Here is a 22,751-nt window from a genome sequence, read left to right as displayed (position 1 = left end):
CCTATGCATTTAATATTTTAATGTTGTTTGAAAATTGAAGATTTAAAACTTGGGGAATTGAGCAAAAAGGGCCAGTTTTTTTTATAATTTAAGCCATACTGAAACAACGAAATCAGGATCCTTGCTGTAAGACCCCATATCACCTCATTCTCAACTCTTAAACTTGGAAAATAGATTGATTGCTTAGCCAATCGAACTTCATAAGGTGTTGGGCGAGCATCCATCATTTCGCGGATTGAAGCAAAAAAAATACGATCGATTTCTGTAGGTTGTGGGACAAGCTTCACATTAGGCGGTATCAATCCAACCACAGGTTTTACTAAAACACCCGCTTTTGAGCGCTCTGAAGGCAGATCACCTAGCAACTTTACATCGAACGGATTCAAAGCCGTTTCTTCCCACGCTTCTCGGAGTGCAACAACAATATTACTGGTGTCGTTCGGATCTCTTTTTCCTCCTGGGAATGACACTTCACCCGCATGATTATTCATATAAATAGAGCGACGCGTCAGCAGAATTTTAGGATCATCTTCATTGGTGATTGCAAGTAATACTGCAGCATCAGCTTTTTGAATGCGTTTAGAAAACCTAAGGTGTTGTTGCAGTTGCAATGTTAATGAATGATCCATCATCTTGAATAGCTCGATCTCTCTTTTTTATTCTCATCCCATCATATATGAAATTTTGTGCATAAGGCTATAAATGATGCGAAAGTTATTTTTTTGGGGTATGCTGAATCATCTCATTTTTACTTGACAGCATATGCCTTTTTGCACGGCCTGTGGGCAACCGACGACCGAACAGATTCCTTTAGGTGATCATAAAGTACGCCAAGTCTGTACGCATTGTAAGACCATTCACTATGTGAATCCGAAGGTCATTTGTGGAGCCTTAGCGATTTGGGAAGATAAAGTACTCTTATGTCGTAGAGCGATTGAGCCACGCTATGGTCTTTGGACGCTACCAGCAGGATATATGGAACTCTTCGAGACAATGGAGCAAGGTGCAGCTCGTGAAACTCGTGAAGAAGCTGAAGCTGAAGTGGAAATTGAGCAATTGTACTGTATGTACAATATCCCTCGTATTGGTCAAATTTACGTATTATTTAAATCTCACCTTGTTGAAGGTAAATTTGGGGCTGGTGAAGAAACTATCGAAAGTCGTTTATTTGAAGAACATGAGATTCCATGGGATAGTTTAGCTTTCCCAAGTGTTGAACGAACGCTTCGTCATTATTTTGAAGACCGAAAATCGAATCATTTTCCTACACACTTAGAGACCTTAGGTACTCGACTTGATCAAACAGGTTAAAAAAAACTCCATCTCATAAGATGGAGTTTTTTTGGTTAAGCTTTTCGACCTATTTGATAACAAGGTGTTAAAGCAATTTCAATTGTTCCTGTTCTAAGCTTTGCTAGATTAAGTTGTTCAGTCGTTGGTTTATTCTCTGGAATCGAATTGTACGTGTGTTGGTATGTCGCATGCGTATTCACCCATTCAGCTGCGGCTGTAGAGCCCTTAGTATCCCAACTCGTGATATTAATACCCGCTCTTATGTCATTATTTACGATTAAGTTTTGTAAATTTAAACGTACACCTCCAGATGACACAAGTTCACTATTAGAATCGACTCCAAAGTCTGGTCTGTTATTTAGTCCAGCTCTGACCCCATTTAGGTTCCCAAAAATTGGATTCGCTAGAATCATACGTATTGTCAGAGATTTATCATTTGCAGTTGAATATGTTGTGCCTGTCGTACCAACAATGAATTGTTGAACATCCAATTCATCTGTCATGGTTGAAGTATTCTTAATGCTTGGACAAGTGGTAGATTTTAAACTCGATGCAGTACGATTGGTTCGTATATCTCCATTTTCATCAATGACAATACTCACTGTTTGTGATGGAATCGTTTTATCATTAAAGTTAAACACTAAATCTGCGTATAATGGGAAAATAATTTGATCCCCAGCTTCAACATTTTTACGTGTTTTGAACACTTTACGATCTAAATAGCTCACTGGACTGTATTTTAGAATATCAAGCTTACCTGTATAGCGCTCAGAATTGACATCTTGACGCCACTCCCCATATACCTCAGTGCTTGTAGGTGTATCCTTGCTGCCTAAGAATCCTTGATAAGCATACTGATTACCAGGAATAATGGATTGACCAAACAGAGTTCCTTTATAGATTTCTAATTTGTCATTTGAAGATTCAATACTTTTAAAAACTAAAGGTTTTTGTATTTTTTGTGAGATATTATTCAACCAATCTTTTGAATTAGAAACGACATCTAATTTTTCAGGTGGTACTTGATTGATTAATAATACTCGTGCTAACTCTTCTGAAGTATTACTACCCGTAACAATTGGTTTCCCTCTCCACTGTGAGAGATAACCACTCGCATAACCTTCGCGCGTAGTAATTACGCTCATATCAGCAATTGCTTGATTATTGTTTAGGCTTGAGCCGTGAAACCCTGCGAAATTAGTATTTTGTCCAATAAAGAGTAAGTGATTGGCCTGATAAATACCCACACTTCTCATTCTTATGATCTGTTGTGCTACTTTTTCCGCATCATCAATTGATACCTTATCGACATCTAACCATGGTTTCAGGATCTGAACATAACTGCCATTTTTGAACTCATTGGCCGTTATATTTTGGCTGATCACTTGAAGCCCATCCAAATTGTCTTTTGACAGCACAACTTGCTGTATATCACCAGGCACATTACTGATTTGATCTACACCTAATGTTTGCAAAATTCGTGTAATTCCGACCATTGCGTTATAGGTAGGATCGGACATATTAAAATTTTCAATTGGCTTACCAGTTAGCCCTTGAGCCATATCTTGCACACCAATCTGAATATAAACATCGCTCATTTTCTTAGGCACAATTGAACCTAAATCGACCGTCCCTAACTCAATTTTTCGAGCACTGGCTTCACCCTGAATATAAAATGTAACTTTGTCTCCCACTTTGCATGAACCAATCGCAACATTAGGATCGAGTTCAGTTCGATAGTGATTCAGTTTGTCAGTACTACAATCGAACTTTAGTCCCTCTACAGGATAGTCCAAGACAAATCCAAGACAATTAGCATCATTTGAGGTTAAACAACCATTAGAGGTTGTAACGGAACCACGGTTAGGATCTTCATTTATTTTAGCACTCTCTCCACCACATCCAGTCAGTGCTAAAAAAAGCGTGGAAAACGTGAATGGGATAATATTAGACTTTTTCATTCTAGTTCTCTTTTATTTGATGGCCTTAAGCTTTAGCTGACCAGTATTCACGAGTTTTTGATTTTGAATATCAATTGATTCGACTAAAGGGGTGAGTAATAAATATCGTGTTTGAGGTGGTTTTTTTAATATACCTTCGAGTGCAGAGTATGTCGTGACGTTGGCTTGAGTATCTGTACTTTTAAAACCAGTCGCTCCCTCTAAAATGCAACCTTGCTGATCCAAAAATACTGCAATCGGCCAATAAAAAGTTGGGTTATTTTGAGATGAAGCAAATGATTGAATTTGAATCTGATCAATTGATTCATCTAACTCCACCACCTCATAAGCAAAACGTTCTTTCAATGGCGCAACTGGCCATAAACCAATTTCACCTTGAGCACCCTTCAAACGCTTAGCTTTCTGAATTTTTTTATCTTGAAAGCATTTACGTTCCAAAGATTCTGCAAGATCTTTTGCTTCAATACGCATGTACGTACTCGATAAAGCCATTGCTTCTTTCGCTGTAGGCTCTGTCGGCTGTAGGAACTGAGATAAAACGGCTTTGGTAATCCCTTTTTGTCGCTCAATTGTTTCAAAACGAGCTGCACCTACACCCTGCGTATCAGGAACTACATAAAACCGTTTTCTTCCTTCCAGATTAAACTCATGATCCTCAAGATATTCATGATCAATGTATTCAACACCATCAATTACAGTTACAGGACTTCCTTTTTCAGCTTTCAGTGAACCACCTGCGTTTTTGCTATCTGAAATCTGCTCAACACGTTGAACGCTTTCTTTAGAATTTTGATCGTGTGTAGATTTATTTTTTGTTAATGACTGCTCATGTTTCGTATTGACTTTAGTCTGTGCAAGATCAATTTTCGTCGTTTGATCTTGAGTCTTTTTTTCAACACTCACTGTTGATTGTTCAACATTGTCATTTTGACTGCGCCCAACTGATTTGCTCGCTGTAGGAGCTTTAATACTCGGCTGAGCGATTTCAACCTGTATTTTTTTAGGCTCATCTGCTGGTTTTTTTTGAATGATTTTTGGCTGAACATTTTCTCTTTGAATTGATTTTCGATTTTTAATAGATTCGTTTTTTTGAGCACTAGATGCAGATCTTTCAATGACAATCGGTCTACCATCTGGACCTATAATTGTGTAAAAGTCTTGGGCATTCAATGTAGGACATATTAAAAAAGAACCTGCGCATAAGACACAACCGAGAGACTGGCTTACTCTTATCTTTATTTGTTTAAATTGCTCAAGATTTAAGTCCATTACCATCTCGTTCTATAATTTATACCTAAAATCGTAACTTTGGTATTCGTCGATACATTTAAGCCAGCATATGGATTAAGTAATAAATTATCCACGGCGTCTAGATTGGCTAGGCTACTTGATCCCGCTGGAATTCTATCGCGGCTACGAAGGAACCCGACTGATAAATCAATATCTGTATCTTCATCAAAACGGTAACCAATACCCAATCCAAACAATTGTGCATTATTGATCGGTACCATTGTATTCCGCTTTCCATCTGGGATCGCACTTGTTCTAGGTTCATAACCAGCACGGAATTTCAAACGGTCATTGGCAGAATATTCAACGCCAACGCCCCAACTCCATGGAGATTGAAAACCTAGAGGCAGAGATAAAGAAGAGTCTGTTACATCATTAGATAACAGTTTTGCAATCTTCAGAGCAGAAATTTGACGATCGAACTCAAATTTAAACTTATCCCAAGCCGCATAGTCAGTCCATCCCACATCGAAATTTACCTGTAAGTCCGGGAATACTTTGTACTTAATCCCCGCTTGGAAATGTGCTGGATATTCTAAATCCATAGACATTAGACCAGTTTCAATCGCAGGTACATAGTTTGGAAAACCAAGTATGGTTGCCAAAACTTGCCCCGTAGGTGAGGAGTTTAGTCCTTTGATTAATTCTCGGGATGCGTTTCCATTTTCTACAATATATTTACCCTTCAAGCGCATTTTAGCACCGCTTTGGTAAACCAGCCCCAAACCAAACTCTTCAGTGGGTTCCCACAAGACACCTAAGTTGTAGCTTGGTGATAAACTCTGCTCCATTTCAACATTGATTTTCCCGAAAGTTGAAAATGGATTCATGCCCTCATTGGTATTACATAAGCCGAATAACAAAATATTCGTGACAATATTGTCATTCCCTCCACGGAAAGGGGCACAGACAGACTCATCCACCATCCGAAGAAGACCAATCATTTCATTTGGAAAACGTAAATCTGTTTTCATGGCAATGGCTTGATAAGACATGCCCACTGAAGCACCAATTGAAAGTTCATCATTTACTTGATATGCAATCGATGGTGATAAATATGTAATACGCTCCATGGCAACTTGCTGCCCCATGAAGTTACCCGGATTACCATCTTCTGCACCGAAACCTGCAACCATTGGTGCATAAACTGCTGTAGCGAAAGTAAACTTAGATCCTGGTGGGTTGTAGGAGATTCCTCCAGTTGGAGCTGCTACTGGCCATCCCTCTCCTAAATCCACCATTTTTTTCAATATAGGAATATATAAGGATGCGTACTCGACATCACCTCTCACAGAATCCTTAAAATCAGTACAGAGGTTTGATGGATTATCAAGCGCATCATTACAGATTAATGGATCATCAGAATATCCAAAGACGTCATAACCTGATGGCGCGGAAAATTCACGCTGAATATCAAAATTAGCAACTAACCCTTGAACGTCGGTTTGTAACCCTTTGAGTTTGGTTAAACCCGCAGGGTTAAAGTGAATTGCACTAATCCCGGGTGGATCTGCAGTGACAGCATTACCCATTGATAATGAGCGTACATCTACAGATAAATTCTGCCCAAGGTGTGCAAAGACTTGCGTACTACATCCACTCAGAACAATTGCCGTAACTAAAGGATGCAAACGGAATTGACTCATTTCCGAACTCCTTTAGCTTGCTTTTTTCTTACCGAAGCCAAGTATATCTAATGGGAACGATAGGCCGAGAGAAACATCTGGAGAATCTTCAGTTAAACCGATACCTATCGTTCCATTGACAATCGTCTTCGGACTAACACGTACACCGAGAGCCACCGCAAACATAGAACTGGTCTGAGTCGCAGGCTCGTAATATTCACCTGTATCATATGTAAATTTGGTACCCATGTTCATCGATTGCTGATAAGACATGGTCAACGAGACATCATAGTTAAATGAATATGCAAACCCGAACGAGAATCCAGCCGTAACACCGGGTTCAAATGTATCTAAAACACGGTTACGCCCGGTTAAACCTTCACCTTGAGTATTTCCTCCCCCTCGGATTTGATTTAAGCCAGATTCCTTAAAACCATAATTTGTTGATACTGACGCAAACAATACAACTGGATCAATATATTTTCTTGTACTTGCACCAACACCAACTGAATAATACCCCTTACCTGTTGAGAGATCCGTCAAAGGATTAATTTCATAGGGGCTATCACCTGTTTTTGTCGATAGATTACCAAACAAAATAAGTGGCAAACGACCTTCTTTCAGTGGAAATGGCTCCCAACGCGCCCCTAAACTAATATCACCCAAACCAGCAGTGGTCGTATCTTTGACACTATCAGACTTTGCAACCAATGGAATTGAAGCATTTAGCGTGATGTTATCTCTTAAACCATATTGCGCTGTGATGGTATTGGTAATCGTATGATTTGCATCTTCATCAATACGAAGTTGATACAACTGTCCTTCATCGATCGAAGCATTTATTTGTGAATCCCGATAGTACGAATAATCAAGATCATAGAACGTTGAAAACTCACCACGCTTAATCAGTGAATATTGTCGCTCATTAGAGGAAAAAACTTCCTGCAAGTTAGTCTCTTGCGTCGCATCACCTTCTTTTTGTTGGAGTGCATTTGCAGCCTGCCCTTCAACACCTGGCTTAAGAGAAGGTGTTGCATCAACATTTTCAGTAGATTCTGCCGTATAACTTGATTGTGCTTGTTCAAGCTCGGTCGCAGAACTATTTTCAGTATTATTTTGAGTATCTTGAGAAATATTCTCTTCTGATGGAGCTTCAACTGTTTCGGGTGCTGCATAGACGCCTGTGACAATCATTTGAATACTGATTGCGAGTAGCGTTCTTTTCGTCCATTGATTATTCATTTTACTTCCTACCACAATTCTTCATTATTTGGATTTTGTTTCAATTCAATTTAATTGCATTTAAATTACTTACGTTTATAGTAAAGCCGCATATATGTTGTAATGGGTTGATTATACGTTGGAGATTTGGGATCAAGATCTAATACTTTACGCATAGTTGAGGCTTTATCTGCGATTTTATTCATATAATCTGACGAAAATTGTGCATCAACTAAGGCGTAACGGTTAATTGTTGCATCATCGACATGTCTTAAATCTGTTTCTTGTAATGCCAATAGATCTTTCTGTTGAGATTCAGGAACGTTCACTAAAAATAAGGTATTGTTTTCCCAAATTTCTTTAAATCGTGCTTCATCAAAACTGATATTTCCTAATGCAGGGTCAGCAACATAAACCCTTCCATCTTTATATGCTTTGTATACAACAAAGTGCTTAAAACCTGCATAGTGAATTGGAACAATAGCAGGTTGTGTCTGTTTAATCAGGTCTTTGAATTCACCACGGTACCCCCCACTTTCATAACCTAAAGCAGTGACGAAGCGCTTCATATCCAATAATGAAAAGCTTCTACGCTCAATGATTCGATCATACTCGCCAAATCGCAACAATCCCTCCATGGTTTGTTGTTCTGTCAAATTTAGACCAGCGTGACCATTAAGAACTGTCGTCAACGCCGCAGAACCACAACTATAGTCATACGCTTGACGAACTATTCCTCTAAACTGATTTTCGATAGCCGGCTTGATAACTACAGGTTCACGGTGATTTTTTGTATAAGATAGATGTCGTGAGTCTGCAATCTCACTGTAATAAACTGCTTCGCGTGGTTTTTCTTTAATTTCGAGAGCATGACTCGCAAAAAAATACATAATTGCAGAGCCTAAAGTAATTTCTATCATAATGTTAACTGTTCTAGTTCGGCGTACTTGCCTTTATGATTCTGTAGTTGGAGTTTGCACTCACATTTATTCTTATATTCAGAATACCTTTTTCATCCTAAAAATACAGTACTTTTACTTTTTAATTTCAAATTCGCAAAATTTAAAAAACGCGTGATCAACACGCGTTTTTTGTATAAAAACTTAGTGACCAGAAATTTTGATTGAAGTGCTACCCAAATTCAAACCTTGAACTTCGATTGAACCGATACTCTTATTAGCTTCACCTAAAGAAACTTTTTGGATGTAAGCATTCAATGGTGATTGAGCTGGGCTGATATATAATCCATCTTTTGTTACACCAATTTTGGCGTCAGCATTCAGGTTTTTACTGCCTGAACTTGTAACTTTCAAGCCCTCGATTCCAATGCTACCACCACCCGATGTAGATGTATCATTAATAGTTAAGCTTGTAGATAAACCACCAGTGATTTCAGAATCAACGACAATCATAGCGCCTTGAGGTGCATTACCTAATTGAACGTTTGCTTTGGTTGCACCCAATGATAATGTTAAACCTGTAATAATTTGTTTTTCAGAACCTTCAACCACACCACGAACATTGTCATCAGAACTGTAAGTGCCAGAGCTTGCAACCCCAATAGAACCAACATTGATGTCTAAAGCACCAGTTTCAGCAAGAACATTAAGTACCGCTTGACCACCAACATCTGCGGCATCAACTTTCAACGTTGCTAAGTTTTGAGTATTTCCAGTACCCTTTGAAATCGTTAAACCGTTAACCGTGATTGCACCAGCACCAATTGTTGGATCAGCAGTGCCAGCTGTATTAATGGTCGTATCACCGAATGTCAAAGCGCTATTTGTAAAACCATCATTATCATGAATATATAACTTATCGATTTCGATACCAGCAGTTGTATCAATGGCAATAGTAATACCATCTTGACCAGTCGTTGCGCTGAGTGATGCATCATCCATTGCCTGCATCGCCATAGCATTCACGCTCACCGCCATTGAAGAAACTAAAGCCAATTTTGTGAATAATTTCATTATGTACTCTCCCAAGAGCATTTTTTTCATTTTTTTGACTGCTCTCCGTGTTTCTGAAGTTTTTATAATTTAACGACTGAAACTTCATCCTTGAGCAGTTCGCTTTGCAGTATTAAGTTAACCTTATGTTATCTTATGATCAATATCTGTTAAGAAAATTCGACCTATTCCCGATAAATGGCATAAGTGTGAACTAGTATTAAATGGGTGATGCAAATTTTCTGAAAAGAGTGTAACAAGTCACAAATGGTAAGTGCTTCATTTTTTAAACAAAACTTAAAAATTTCAGGACTAAGTAAAGCTGATTTTTTGCAAAAAATTGGTTCATTGACAGGATTGGTATATCTTGAAAATCAGGATTTACCGATTATCGGATTTTTGCCAAAAAAATATTGCGTTTATATAAACGGCGGATTCAGTCAATTTGTGCGTTGCTCTGATTTTAATTATCAGTATGAAAGTCAAATTTCTTCACTCAAAGATTTTGTTCAGTGTAGTGAAAATCCACTTTCTGACTCTGCACGCCATTATTTCAGAGGTGGTTACATTGGATACTATGATTATAATTTTGCAGCAAATTTTCAAATCAACACTAAGGTAAAAAAACAACCACAATTGTTTTTTGGCTTGTATGAAAGCTATTTGATTTATGAAAATAATGATTGGGTTTTCTATAGCACTGAACATAATGCCGAGCGCCTTTATACACGATTATTAGACTGTATTCAGCAATCTAGTCCATCATCATTTCAACTCAGTTCACCCATGCAAGCACGTTGGACTAAACAACAATATCAAACTGCATTTCAACGAGTAAAAGATTACATTGTTGCTGGGGATTGTTACCAAATTAACCTAACTCAAGAATTTGTAGCACAAGCTGAAGGTGAGCTACTGAGTATAGCTAAACCTTTTTGGGCACTCACAAATGCTCCTTATGCTGCTTATCTTAAAATTGATAACCTTGAACTTTTGAGCTGTTCACCTGAGTTATTTATCGAGTTTAGACCCAATAAAAAAATGATCACTAAACCGATCAAAGGCACCATGCCACGCTTTAAAGATACTCAAAAAGACCAAGAATCCAAACAAACACTCATCAACTCTGAGAAAGATAAGGCCGAAAATCTGATGATTGTTGACCTTCTCAGAAATGATTTAAGCATTTATGCAGAAACTGGCACTGTCAAGACACCAAAATTATTTAACATTGAAAGCTTTAATCAAGTCCACCACATGGTCAGTGAAATTGAAGCGACGTTAAAATCCGATGTTCATCAATTAGATGTTTTACACGCAGCGCTCCCCGGCGGTTCAATAACGGGGGCACCCAAAATTCGAGCGATGGAAATTATTGAAGAACTTGAAGAGTCCCCACGCGGTGCATACTGTGGCTCTATTGGTTATTTTAATTTTGATGGTACTGGTTCTTGGAATATTTTGATTCGAACAATTCAAAAATATCAGCAAGATGTGTCTATTTGGGCTGGTGGTGGTGTCACAATCAGTTCAGATTGCGATGCAGAATATCAAGAATGTTTTGATAAGGTTGATGCCATGCTAAAACTGATGAATCAATGGTACGAATCATAAAAAAGCGACCTATCTGGTCGCTTTTTCCACAACAAAAATTTGCAGCACTCACACTTTTAAAATGTCATCCTTCAAGGTGTCTATTAAACGTTGATTTTGCTCATCGGTACCAATGGTGATACGCAAATATTGATTAATACGTGGTTTATTAAAATATCTTACGATAATGCCACGCTCTCGCAATTCATTTGCAAGCTGACCTGCATCTTTGCTTGGTAAAGTTGCAAATATAAAATTTGCGGCAGAAGGCAACACATCAAATCCTAAAGATTGCAGTTGCTCAACTAACTTTATACGACTGGCAATCACTTTGGCATTTTGCGCTTCGAAATAGGCTTGATCCTCGAAAGACGCCACTGCAGCGGCAATCGCAAAACGATCCATTGGATATGAATTGAAGCTATTTTTTACCGCTTCTAACGCTGCAATTAAATGCGGCTGTGCAATCGCAAACCCGACCCGTAATCCCGCAAGCGAACGTGATTTCGAAGTTGTTTGACAGACCACCAAGTTGTCATATTTTTCTACGAGAGCCACTGCAGATTCAGCACCAAAGTCTACATATGCTTCATCAATCACAACCACTGAATTTGGGTTCGATTGAAGTACTTCCTCAATTGCAGACAAACCAAGTGCAATGCTGGTAGGGGCATTTGGATTGGTGATAATGATGCCGCCATTTGGTTGCTTATAGTCATCCACAACAATTTCAAATTTTTCGTTTAAAGGCAAAATTTGAGTTTTCACACCAAAAAATTGGCTATAAACAGGATAGAAACTGTAGGTAATATCTGGATAAAGAATTGGCAAATCTTGAACAAAAAATGCCTTAAAAATATGAGCTAAAACCTCATCAGAACCATTACCAACAAACACGTGCCCCACTGGAACATGTTGCTGTTTCGCAATTGCTTGCTTTAATTCCGATGCGTCAGGGTCAGGATACAAACGTAAAACATCCGCGCCATTTGCTAAAACTTGTTGTACCGCTTCTACAACTTTTGGAGATGGTGGATACGGGTTCTCGTTGGTATTCAATTTTAAAAGATTTTGGATTTTGGGTTGTTCACCAGGCACATATGGCTCTAGTTCACGTACTTCGGGACTCCAAAAACGCATTTGTTCTACTGTAATATTCATTTTTAAATTCTCTAAATTCCCCTCACTGACTAAGGAGGTTAGGGAGAGATTTTTTAATTACCCTCACCTAACCTCACTTGCATTTCGATTTCCAGCAATGCTTAAAAACAGATTTAGAGAGGAATATTCATACCAAATTTATGGTTTAAATTACTGATAACGATATCGCGCTGAACGAGCGTGAGCATCTAAGTTTTCTTGCTGTGCGAGAATATCTGCTGTTTTCGCTAAAGTTTTCACGCCATCTTCCGAACACATGATTAGGCTTGAACGCTTTTGGAAATCATACACCCCGAGTGGTGATGAAAAACGTGCCGTACCCGAGGTTGGCAATACATGATTCGGACCTGCACAGTAATCACCAATTGCTTCAGGCGTATAACGCCCCATGAAGATAGCACCTGCATGGCGAATACCTTCAGCCATTTCTTGTGCTTCATCTAAACATAGCATCAAGTGTTCAGGGGCAACTTGATTGATCAATTCTGCACCTTCGGCACGATCTTTAACTAAAACGAGCGCACCACGATTAGCAATAGAAGTTCGTGCGATTTCTGCTTTAGGAAGTGCTTTTAAGTGCTCTTCAATTGCAATCGCGACATCATGAAGCAGTTGCTCGTCTGGCGTCATAAATACAGCTTGAGCAACAGTATCATGCTCTGCTTGAGACAGAAGATCCATTGCAAGCCATTCTGCATTATTTTCCCCTTCAGCATACACTAAAATTTCTGAAGGACCTGCAATCATATCAATACCTACCTGACCAAATACGGCGCGTTTTGCTGCTGCAACAAAACGATTGCCCGGTCCAGTGATCTTGTCTACTGCTGGAATAGTTTCAGTACCATAGGCCAATGCTGCAACCGCTTGTGCACCACCAATCGTAAAAACTCGAGTGACACCTGCCAAATACGCAGCTGCCAACACCAATGGATTTAAATCACCATTTGGTGCAGGCACAACCATAATAATTTCAGGTACTCCTGCGACGTGAGCAGGAACCGCATTCATGAGTACTGATGATGGGTATGAAGCCAAACCACCTGGCACATAAATTCCAACACGGTCAAGCGGCGTCACTTTTTGACCTAAGGTGTTACCCAAAGCATCAACATAGGTCCAACCATCTTGTTTTTGTGCCTGATGGAATTCACGGACACGATTTGCAGCCAACTCTAAAGCTTCTCGAACTTCAGTCGTTAAATGATCAAATGCAGCTTTAAGTTGATCTTGTGTCAGTTCTAAATCTGAAAATTGATGCGCTGGATGTCGATCGAACTGTTGTGTGAGTTTGAGAACATGAGCATCACCATGTTGACGAACATCGGCAATGATTTTGTCTACTGTTTTTAAAAGTTCTGGGTCACTCACGGTTTCAAAAGCGAGCAAGTCAGCAAAGTCTTGCTTAAAATTTTGATCTTGAGTCGATAAACGTCGCATCAATTTATCCACAATGAAATTAAAGGGAAGCTTTAGTTTACCTGTTTTCTACTGATTTGTGGGCATCTTCATTCAAGCAACCCAGATAGAAATGATTGAAAATAACTTTTGATTAAATTGAATTTTCTATTGAGCTCTGTTCTTATCATAATTTGATTTTACTCGGGGGGATTTTAGATGAAAGAAATAGAAAAATATGTCGGTTACTATTTAGGTATTTATGTCGTTGTTTTAACTATTTGTGGATTTTTCAATACTTTTATTACTGTCAGGGACAGTCTTTGATGTGTGCCGTTACTAAACAAGGAATCCAAGATATAGTAACTTTAACCGCATATGTACTGACGCCAATAGTTGCAATTATTGGTTTCTTAAATTGGAAGATTGAAAAACAATATGATTTAGAAAAATCACAAGCTGAGAAACTAATAAGTCTTTTAATTGAAGTGAATTTTAAAATTTACAAAAAATACAAATTAATTGAATCACTTTATTCTGTTAAAGAAAGCATTGTAATCATTCCAAGCCTTGAGCATGAAAGAGTAAGCTTGTCTCAAATTAATGAGATCGAATTAATTCAACAAGGCTTAGAACTACTAAACAAAATTTTAAACCATCAAGATCGTATTGATATAAAGTTCTACAAAAAGTTCTATATGCAGTTTCATTTTTTTGATCAATCTATAACTTATATTGAAGAAAGTTATTTAAATAATTATTACAGACACATCAATGACGCATTTAAGGTGACCCCAAATACTCAGATCATTGATCTACATAATTTTGGTACGAATTTCGAAAATTCACCACCTATAATCGGAAATGCTGCTCGAAGAGAATTCAGCGATCAATTATATGAAATGATAACTACAAAAAATATTAAAGTTACTATCACCGATCCATTATCAATAGAAATAAACGAATCAGATAAAACTTTTGCAGAGCACAAAAAAGATTACGATCAATCTTTTAATGATTTAGTTCAAGAACTAGTTAAAATTATTAAACCGCATAAAAAAAACCGCCTAATAAGGCGGTTTTTTTTTAAACTAGCTTAAGCTTTTTTCGCTTCTCTTTCTTCCACCGCTTTTTCAAGCTGTGCAAGAATCGGATTAAGTAAGGCTTGTTTACGCTTAAAGCTCGCTTTGTTCACAATCAGTCTTGAAGACACTTTGCAAATTTCTTCAAGAGGCTCTAAACCATTCGCGCGAAGTGTATTACCTGTGTCCACGACGTCAACGATGTAATCACCCAAACCAACCAAAGGTGCAAGCTCCATCGAACCGTAAAGTTTAATCACATCTACTTGCTCGCCTAAGCTCGCATAGTATTGACGCGTCAAATTCACGTACTTGGTCGCGATCTTCAAACGACCTTTCGGACGCTCCATACCCACTTTGCCCGCTGTCATTAACTTACAGTTTGCAATTTTAAGATCTAATGGTTCATAGACATTTTGTGCACCATGTTCCATCAGTACATCTTTACCTGCAACACCAATATCAGCCGCACCATTTTCTACATAAGTTGGTACATCAGATGCACGTAAAATTAAAATTCGAACATGTTTATGCGTCGTAGGAAAAATTAATTTACGCGATTTATCTGGGTCTTCTAAAAGATTAATCCCTGCTGTTTCTAGCAATGGCAATGTCTCTTTTAAAATACGACCTTTACTTAATGCTAAGGTTAAACCATGATCAAAATTGCCCATTACGTCAAAATTAGGATCATCGTTTCTCATATCGCTCATTAACTTACTCGCTCACTCGCTTAATTTGGGCACCTAAACCTTGTAATTTTGCTTCAACATCTTCGTAACCGCGATCAATGTGATAAATACGGTCAATTAAAGTCTCTCCTTCAGCAGCTAAAGCAGCCAAAACTAAAGAAAATGAAGCACGCAAATCTGTTGCCATAACAGGTGCAGCTGAAAGTTTTTCAACTCCTGTTACAACTGCATCATTACCTTCAACCTGAATATTAGCGCCCATACGTGACAATTCAGGTACATGCATAAAACGGTTTTCAAAAATCGTTTCTGAAATTGTTGCAAACCCACGACCGATTGCATTGACCGCCATCAATTGTGCTTGCATATCTGTTGGAAAATCTGGATGAGGCAATGTACGGAAACTAACGGCCTTAGGACGCTTACCCATCATATCGAGTTCGATCCAATCATCACCGCGCGTAACTTCTGCACCCATTTCTTCAAATTTATCCAACACTGATTCCATCAGCAATGGATCTGTATGTGTCGTTTTAACTCGTCCACCCGTAATAGCAGCAGCAGCTAAATAAGATCCTGTTTCAATACGGTCAGCAACAACTGAGTATTCACAACCATGCAAACTTTCTACGCCAGTGACGATTAATGTATCCGTATCTAAACCTTCAATCTTCGCACCCATTTTTATGAGCATTAGTGCAAGATCAGTGATTTCAGGTTCACGAGCCGCATTACGGATGGTAGTAACACCTTCTGCTAAGACAGCAGCCATGAGGATGTTTTCTGTCCCACCTACAGTGACCATATCGAAAACAACTTCACCGCCTTTTAAGCGACCATCAACTTTTGCATTGACATAGCCTGCTTCGACTTCAATTTCCGCACCTAAAGCTTCTAATGCTTTTAAATGCTGGTCAACAGGACGTGAGCCAATAGCACAACCACCAGGTAAAGATACTTTTGCACTACCGTAGCGCGCCAGCAATGGGCCAAGCACCAAAATAGACGCTCGCATAGTCTTTACGAGTTCATATGGTGCAAATTGATTATCAAGGGTTGAAGTATCAGCGACAACAGTATCACCTTCATACTTCATGGTAATCCCAAGCCCTGCAATTAATTTTACAAGCGTATGAACATCTTTAAGCTTGGGTACATTTCTGAGCGTAATTGGTGTTTCAGCAAGAATCATTGCTGCTAAAAGTGGCAATGCAGCATTTTTTGCACCAGAGATGCGAACTTCGCCTTCTAGTCTTTTACCACCAGTGATTAGAAATTTATCCATTTATTCCTTAAGCTCCGAAAAGACTAGCTTTGCGCCATTCTTCTTTTGTCATTGCGCGTATGGTTACAGCGTGAACTGCACCACTTTTAATATATTCGTTAAGAGGAGCATAAACTGCTTGTTGACGAGCAACTGTTCTTTTACCTTCAAACAGATCATCTACAATACGGAGGTCAAATTTCCCACCTTGTCCACTTACAGCAACATCAGCAGAAGGGAAAGCAGCTTTTAAGATTTCAGTGAGCTGTTCACTATTCATTGCAAAGACCTCTCATGGGACGATCGATTGTGTAAAAACGGATTATTTTACTATAACTCATTCAATGAATTCATCTGCTATACAATTTATCTATAAAAAAAAGAGGCAATATACCTCTTTTTTTATTTTCAGCTACAGACCGTCATATAGGCAGCGGCTGAAAAGCCATTTGCATTTTACGATATCGCATTAACTGTCTTTTTATTTTCTCAGTTAATTTTTTAATTGATGCATACATATCATCGCCAGATGCTTGAGCAAAAAGTTCGACGCCGGGTAAACGCACGATTGCTTCAGCGATATGATTCGAACTTCCTTTTTTCGAACGCTTATCGACTTGGTGATCCTTTGTGAGTTTCACCTGCATACTATTGACCTGATCAAGGTGCTTGGTCATTTCGGCGAATTTACAACGAATATTCTCTTCTATTGCAGGAGTAATACTTAAATGATGTCCACGAATTGTTATTTGCATAATCCTATCCCTCTCCTTCTAAAGGATTTGATTGAGTTAAGCCATGTGATTGCATGACAGAACATTCAACATAGAATTATTCTGCAAATTTAAGTCATGAAATCATGCTGGCTAAACCTCGTGTAACTAAAAAAAAGAGATTCATTATTTCGTCATAATGAACCTCTAGAATAATCACACTTCAAATTTCAGATCAAGACTTTTCGATCGGATGATGCAGGAATATGTAACGATTCGCGATATTTTGCGACTGTACGACGTGCAACATCGATACCATCCTCATTTAACAACTTAGCTAAACTGTTATCAGATAATGGTTTTCTTGGGTTCTCTTCAGCAATCAACTTTTTAATTTTTGCTCGGATCGCAGTTGAAGACGCTTCACCACCTGACGTTGTTCCAACATGGCTTGAGAAAAAATATTTAAGTTCAAACAACCCTCTCGGAGTAAGCAAATATTTATTGGTGGTTACACGAGATACTGTTGATTCATGTAACTCAACCTCCTCCGCCACCTCTCTCAACACCAAAGGTTTCATTCCTTCAGCACCCAAGTCTAAAAAATCTCGTTGATGCTGAACAATACATGTCGCTACTTTTAAAAGCGTTTTATGGCGCTCATCTACACTTTTAATAAAATTTTTAGCATCAAGCATTTGATTGCGTAAATATTGATTATCTGCACTTTGATCAGCTCGACGAATCATATTTGCATAATAAGGATTGATGCGTAATTTTGGCAAAATATCCGGATTTAAGTGCACATGCCAACTGTCATTTTTCTTTGCCACCACCACATCAGGTACCTGGTAATCAGATTCTTTATTCTCAAACATTAGACCTGGATAGGGTTGTAATGATTTTAAAAGTTGTATTGCTGCTTTTAACTGTTCAAGTTTAAAACCTGTTTGCTTCAGTAATTTATTTAGGTCATTGGCAATCAATAATTCATAATGCTGCAATAACAATAACGCGTCATTACGGCAAGGTAAGGTATTAGGCAATACTTGAAGCTGAACATATAAGCATTCCACAAGATTGCGTGAACCAACGCCAATCGGCTCTAGTCTTTGTATATGTTTCAACACCACTAAAATTTCATCAATCTCAACATCTTCTTGAATATCCATCTGTGCGAGTAAAGTCAGCACTGCGTGGTGAATTTCTTCAACGCTCTCATCTAAAAAGCCTTTTTCATCCAAACCATCTACGATGCAATAGGCAATCAAAAGATCAGTTTGGGAGAAATTTAGGAGATTAACTTGCTGTAAAATATGATCTTTCAGTGTATTTTGAATTGAACGATTATCCTCACGTTCTTCATATTCTGGTAATTCCATTGATGATGATTGATGAGTATAGACATCATCCCATTCAGTATCTACAGGTAAATCATTTGGTAAATGATCTGCATTTAATTCTCGAGTAAGATCACTAGCAGACTGCTCCTGATTCAACTCCTCCAAACTTTGCATTGGGGAATCGTCTTCCACCTTCTCAAGTAAGGGATTACTATCCAACTGCAATTGAACTTCTTGCTCCAACTCTAAGCTGGATAATTGTAAAAGTCGGATCGCTTGTTGGAGTTGGGGTGTCAAAGACAAAGAATTGGATACTTTTAGTCCTAACGCTAATTTCATTAATCATTACCCCCTAACATCGTTATTATTTAAGCAATAATCATGCCTACAATTCTTATAACATAAGTTTCAAGTGTTAAGTTAATCAATTAGTCTTAATTGTTAATAACAAATAAGGATAAAATACATTATAATTCAATCATTTTTTTTTAATTAATATTCAGAAAAAATATGAGCACTCAAGTTTAAATAAAAAAAATAATTTTTTAGCGTTATCTGCAGTTATGGTTGATTAAAAATAAACCACTTACTCATGATTAAGGTTTTATAAGCTCATGATTTGTTTCGCGTTAATCAAAAAATCTAAATTCATTCGAATTTCGAGTATTTTTTATTCTTTACTTATTCTCATAGAAAGTATAAAAATAATTAATAGCTTATTTTGAATAGATTTCAACCAAATTTGAGAACTGTCAAAATTATAAGAACGATATATTAAAAGACATGGAGATTTCTTGATGAAAAGTCTATCTGGTAAAGTCCTTCTCAGCGCATTAGGCTTCATCATCGCTGGTGGAACAATGAGTCAAGCCAATGCTACTGACACCATTGCGAAAATCAAAAAAAATGGAAAAGTGATCATCGGGTATCGTGAATCTTCTGATCCAATCTCATATATTGTTGGTGGTAAACCTATGGGATATGCCATCGATATCTGTAATAACGTAGCTAACGAATTAAAAAAAGACTTAAAACTCCCCAACTTAAAAGTTGAATATAAAGCGGTTACTTCTTCCACGCGAATTCCTGAAATGCTCGCTGGAAACATTGATATGGAATGCGGGACGACAACCAACTCTGTCCAGCGACAACAGCAAGTCAACTTCTCTACAAATTACTTTGCCACTGAAGTACGTATGGCAGTCAAAGCTTCAGCGCCTTTCAAAGATTTAGGTGATTTAAATGGTAAAGCCGTTGCCACAACGCAAGGAACAACCTCGGATAAATACATCAAAATGGGTGCACGAGGAGAAAAAATAAAAGTTACCAATGTCTATGGTAAAGATCATGCTGATTCTTTTGCAATGGTCGCTTCGGGACGTGCAGCTGCATTTGTTATGGATGACAATATTCTTGCAGGGCTCATTGCCAAATCATCAAAACCTCAAGATTTTAAAATTGTAGGTCCAGTCCTTTCGTCAGAACCTTACGGAATTATGCTGCCTAAAGGCGATGCCAAGTTTAAAGCGATTGCAGATCGTGTGGTAACTGGAATGTGGAAAAATGGTCAAATGGATACCCTTTATAAAAAATGGTTCTTATCACCTATTCCACCACGCAATATCAATCTAAACATGCCTATGAGTAGCTCATTTAAAAAATTAAAAGCATCTCCGAATGATGCAGGGATTAAATAACAAAAATTATGAGGGCTTAAATAGAAACACTTAAGCCCTTTTTTCTCGTAACCATTGCAGGGAATTTCAATGGCTGTTGGTTCTTTAAATTGGACGTCATTTTGCTTGGCATCCAACGAATATGGCGTTGATAAAAAAGATTGGGCTGAATCTATCTGTAGTGCAATTGGAGGTTCAAGTTATTCAGCTGTTGCTGATGCACCGACTTGGTTACAGATACTTGGATCAGGTATTTGGACCATGATCTGGACTGCTGTCATTGCCTTTTTCATCGCATTTATACTTGGTTCACTTATTGGCATTATGCGTACATTACCCAATAAATTACTGTCATTCATTGGGACTTGTTATGTAGAGTTATTCAGAAATATACCCTTAATTGTTCAACTATTTTTCTGGGCATTCGTTTTCCCTCAACTTCTACCATTGAGTATGAGTACTGGAAGTGGTGAAATGGTTTCTGGCGGATGGTGGCAAAATATTTTAAATAATAATCCAGCAATTATTGGTGTATTTGCGCTGGGCCTATATACCGCTGCAAGGATTGCTGAGCAGGTTCGAGCAGGTATTAATACCGTTTCACAAGGTCAAAAAAATGCAGCTTATGCGATCGGTTTAAATTTAAACCAAAGTTATCGTTATGTCATTCTGCCAGTGGCTTATCGAATCGTTTGGCCAACACTGACATCAGAAGCAATGAATGTATTTAAAAATTCAGCCGTACTTTTTGCCTTAAGTGTTTTGAATTTTTTTGCATATACCAAAACAATGCGAGAAGAAACCTCTCAAGACGTGGTCATTTTAATTCTTTCAACACCTGTTTATCTCATCATCACTTATTCAATTAAATACCTGATGGCATGGATTGAGAAACGGATGGCTGTACCAGGTCTAGGTTCGGGAGGTAAATAAAATGGACTTTAGTGTTCTAACTCATCCCGATGTCGTTGCAAGTTTGATCGCTGGTTTTAAATTTACAGTTACAGTAACCATTCTTTCGATTATTGGTGGGATTCTTCTTGGTACACCAATCGCGATGATGCGTCTATCGAATAATAAAATTGCCAGTGGATTTGCAAAATTTTATGTCGACTTTTTTCGAGGTGTTCCCCTCATTCAAGTTATTTTTATCTTTTACTTTTTACTTCCTAAGTTTTTCGATTTCCAATATCACACCTATTGGGGACCTTTATTTTCAAGTGTAGTAACCTTCGCCATTTTTGAGGCTGCTTTTTTTTCAGAAATTGTCCGCTCTGGCATTCAATCAGTTTCTAAAGGACAAGTGAATGCAGGTTACGCCTTGGGTTTTAATTATCGCCAGACAATGTCATACGTAGTTTTACCCCAAGCTTTTAGAAATATGTTACCCGTGATATTGACGCAATCCATTGTTCTTTTTCAAGATGTATCTTTGGTTTATGTCATCAGTGCACCAGATTTCCTAGGCAATGCAAATACTTTAGCTAATACCTATGGTTCGGAAACCAAAGCCGTTTTTTATCTAGTTGTTGCTGTCGTCTATTTTGTCATTTCATTTGCACTTTCACGACTAGTTAAACACTTACATCAAAAAATAGCCATTATTCGATAAGGAGAATCAAAATGCCAATGATTGAAATTCAAGATGTATCCAAATGGTATGGAGATTTTCAGGTACTTAGCGAATGCTCAACCACTATCAACAAAGGTGAAGTTGTCGTTGTATGCGGTCCATCTGGCTCAGGTAAATCTACACTTATTAAGACAGTGAATGCTTTAGAACTTTTTCAACAAGGAAATATTATCGTTGATGGTACCGCTTTAAAAGACTCTAAAACGAATCTAGCAAAATTCAGATCTAGAGTAGGTATGGTATTTCAACATTTTGAACTATTTCCTCATATGACTGTGTTAGAGAACCTAACAATAGGACAAATCAAAGTACTTAATCGCTCAACTGAAGAAGCTAAAATAAAGGCCTTACAATATTTGGATCGAGTGGGTTTGACAGCACACAAAGATAAATTTCCAGGACAATTATCAGGTGGTCAACAACAACGTGTCGCGATTGCACGTGGTCTTTGTATGGACCCAGTCTGTATGCTTTTTGATGAACCCACTTCCGCATTAGATCCTGAAATGGTCGGTGAAGTGCTTGAAGTCATGAGCCAACTTGCAAAAGAAGGCATGACGATGATGTGTGTTACGCATGAAATGGGATTTGCAAAAAAAGTTTCAGATCGAGTGATATTTATGGATCAAGGCAAAATTCTAGAAGATTGCCCGACTGATGACTTCTTTAATAAGCCACAAGAGCGACATGAAAGAACAAAGTATTTTTTAGAGAAAATTTCAGCAGTACATTAAATATTAGATTAAATCCGAAAATTTCGCGATTATTGTTGTTTTTTTAATTGCAAGAATCATCAATCTTTTGGCATAAATTAACTGAATGGAGCTTCTTATTTAATTACAAGGGTTTAATTA

21 protein-coding genes are annotated in these 22,751 nt (G+C 38.0%); 7 read left to right on the top strand and 14 right to left on the bottom strand.

What is annotated here, in order from left to right:
* Positions 1–17 precede the first annotated feature (17 nt).
* Positions 18–632, bottom strand: a complete 615-nt coding sequence (locus AC1M9B_RS13740) for a CoA pyrophosphatase (RefSeq protein ID WP_035268255.1) — start codon at positions 630–632, stop codon at positions 18–20.
* A 130-nt stretch (positions 633–762) separates the two neighbouring features.
* Between AC1M9B_RS13740 and AC1M9B_RS13735 the strand changes: the two genes are divergently transcribed.
* Entirely contained in the window at positions 763–1,311 is a 549-nt protein-coding gene (locus AC1M9B_RS13735; RefSeq protein ID WP_035268253.1) for an NUDIX hydrolase, read from the top strand.
* A gap of 35 nt (positions 1,312–1,346) precedes the next feature.
* Here AC1M9B_RS13735 and filF read toward each other — a convergent pair whose 3' ends face one another.
* The 6 genes from filF to filA form a co-directional block, all read right to left on the bottom strand.
* Positions 1,347–3,254, bottom strand: coding sequence for a putative pilus system protein FilF (gene filF / locus AC1M9B_RS13730; RefSeq protein WP_481609304.1), 1,908 nt, complete (start codon positions 3,252–3,254; stop codon positions 1,347–1,349).
* 12 nt (positions 3,255–3,266) lie between these two features.
* Positions 3,267–4,523: a putative pilus assembly protein FilE gene (gene filE / locus AC1M9B_RS13725; protein ID WP_481609303.1), complete on the bottom strand. Its 1,257-nt coding sequence runs from the start codon at positions 4,521–4,523 to the stop codon at positions 3,267–3,269.
* Positions 4,523–6,190, bottom strand: a complete 1,668-nt coding sequence (filD, locus tag AC1M9B_RS13720) for a putative pilus system OmpP1/FadL family transporter FilD (protein ID WP_180000164.1) — start codon at positions 6,188–6,190, stop codon at positions 4,523–4,525. Before filD ends, filE begins: the two co-directional genes overlap by 1 nt.
* Positions 6,191–6,202: 12 nt before the next feature.
* Entirely contained in the window at positions 6,203–7,411 is a 1,209-nt protein-coding gene (gene filC / locus AC1M9B_RS13715; RefSeq protein WP_092768595.1) for a putative pilus system protein FilC, read from the bottom strand.
* A gap of 65 nt (positions 7,412–7,476) precedes the next feature.
* Entirely contained in the window at positions 7,477–8,310 is an 834-nt protein-coding gene (gene filB, locus AC1M9B_RS13710) for a putative pilus system C39 family peptidase FilB (RefSeq protein ID WP_481609302.1), read from the bottom strand.
* Between the two features lie 183 nt (positions 8,311–8,493).
* Positions 8,494–9,363 (bottom strand): putative pilus system protein FilA, encoded by an 870-nt coding sequence (filA, locus tag AC1M9B_RS13705; protein ID WP_092768589.1) that lies wholly within the window; start codon positions 9,361–9,363, stop codon positions 8,494–8,496.
* A gap of 246 nt (positions 9,364–9,609) precedes the next feature.
* Between filA and pabB the strand changes: the two genes are divergently transcribed.
* Positions 9,610–10,956 (top strand): aminodeoxychorismate synthase component I, encoded by a 1,347-nt coding sequence (gene pabB, locus AC1M9B_RS13700; RefSeq protein WP_481609301.1) that lies wholly within the window; start codon positions 9,610–9,612, stop codon positions 10,954–10,956.
* A gap of 48 nt (positions 10,957–11,004) precedes the next feature.
* Here pabB and hisC read toward each other — a convergent pair whose 3' ends face one another.
* Positions 11,005–12,096 carry a histidinol-phosphate transaminase gene (gene hisC / locus AC1M9B_RS13695; RefSeq protein ID WP_481609300.1) on the bottom strand — a complete coding sequence of 364 codons (1,092 nt, stop codon included), beginning with the start codon at positions 12,094–12,096 and terminating at the stop codon, positions 11,005–11,007.
* Between the two features lie 150 nt (positions 12,097–12,246).
* Positions 12,247–13,548 (bottom strand): histidinol dehydrogenase, encoded by a 1,302-nt coding sequence (gene hisD / locus AC1M9B_RS13690; RefSeq protein ID WP_481609299.1) that lies wholly within the window; start codon positions 13,546–13,548, stop codon positions 12,247–12,249.
* Between the two features lie 272 nt (positions 13,549–13,820).
* On the opposite strand from hisD, the gene AC1M9B_RS13685 reads away from it, so the two are divergent.
* Complete coding sequence (locus tag AC1M9B_RS13685; RefSeq protein ID WP_481592368.1) at positions 13,821–14,594, top strand: hypothetical protein; 774 nt, start codon at positions 13,821–13,823, stop codon at positions 14,592–14,594.
* On the opposite strand, the gene hisG is transcribed toward AC1M9B_RS13685, so the two are convergent.
* From hisG to AC1M9B_RS13660, 5 genes are all read right to left on the bottom strand, one after another.
* Complete coding sequence (gene hisG, locus AC1M9B_RS13680) at positions 14,591–15,289, bottom strand: ATP phosphoribosyltransferase (protein ID WP_180000150.1); 699 nt, start codon at positions 15,287–15,289, stop codon at positions 14,591–14,593. The two genes, AC1M9B_RS13685 and hisG, sit on opposite strands and share 4 nt — an antisense overlap.
* Before the next feature lie 4 nt (positions 15,290–15,293).
* Positions 15,294–16,553 (bottom strand): UDP-N-acetylglucosamine 1-carboxyvinyltransferase, encoded by a 1,260-nt coding sequence (gene murA, locus AC1M9B_RS13675; protein ID WP_481592367.1) that lies wholly within the window; start codon positions 16,551–16,553, stop codon positions 15,294–15,296.
* Positions 16,554–16,560: 7 nt separating this feature from the next.
* A complete protein-coding gene (gene ibaG, locus AC1M9B_RS13670; RefSeq protein ID WP_180000146.1) occupies positions 16,561–16,812 on the bottom strand; it encodes a BolA family iron metabolism protein IbaG in 252 nt (83 codons plus the stop codon).
* Positions 16,813–16,954: 142 nt separating this feature from the next.
* Positions 16,955–17,287, bottom strand: coding sequence for a ribosome hibernation-promoting factor, HPF/YfiA family (hpf, locus tag AC1M9B_RS13665; RefSeq protein ID WP_035268921.1), 333 nt, complete (start codon positions 17,285–17,287; stop codon positions 16,955–16,957).
* Positions 17,288–17,475: 188 nt separating this feature from the next.
* Positions 17,476–18,927: an RNA polymerase factor sigma-54 gene (locus AC1M9B_RS13660; protein WP_481609298.1), complete on the bottom strand. Its 1,452-nt coding sequence runs from the start codon at positions 18,925–18,927 to the stop codon at positions 17,476–17,478.
* A gap of 458 nt (positions 18,928–19,385) precedes the next feature.
* Here AC1M9B_RS13660 and AC1M9B_RS13655 point away from each other — a divergent pair, with 458 nt between their 5' ends.
* The 4 genes from AC1M9B_RS13655 (at position 19,386) to AC1M9B_RS13640 (ending at position 22,631) form a co-directional block, all read left to right on the top strand.
* A complete protein-coding gene (locus AC1M9B_RS13655) occupies positions 19,386–20,285 on the top strand; it encodes an amino acid ABC transporter substrate-binding protein (RefSeq protein ID WP_180028739.1) in 900 nt (299 codons plus the stop codon).
* 69 nt (positions 20,286–20,354) lie between these two features.
* On the top strand, positions 20,355–21,197 hold the full coding sequence (locus AC1M9B_RS13650; RefSeq protein ID WP_481592365.1) for an amino acid ABC transporter permease: 843 nt from the start codon (positions 20,355–20,357) through the stop codon (positions 21,195–21,197).
* Between the two features lies 1 nt (position 21,198).
* A complete protein-coding gene (locus AC1M9B_RS13645) occupies positions 21,199–21,876 on the top strand; it encodes an amino acid ABC transporter permease (protein ID WP_481592364.1) in 678 nt (225 codons plus the stop codon).
* Between the two features lie 11 nt (positions 21,877–21,887).
* The gene (locus tag AC1M9B_RS13640) at positions 21,888–22,631 is read left to right on the top strand and encodes an amino acid ABC transporter ATP-binding protein (RefSeq protein ID WP_481609297.1); all 744 of its coding nucleotides are present in this window, start codon (positions 21,888–21,890) and stop codon (positions 22,629–22,631) included.
* Positions 22,632–22,751 lie beyond the last annotated feature (120 nt).

The organism is Acinetobacter sp. ANC_7513 (assembly GCF_056779915.1).
This window is presented reverse-complemented; position numbering and strand designations above follow the sequence as displayed.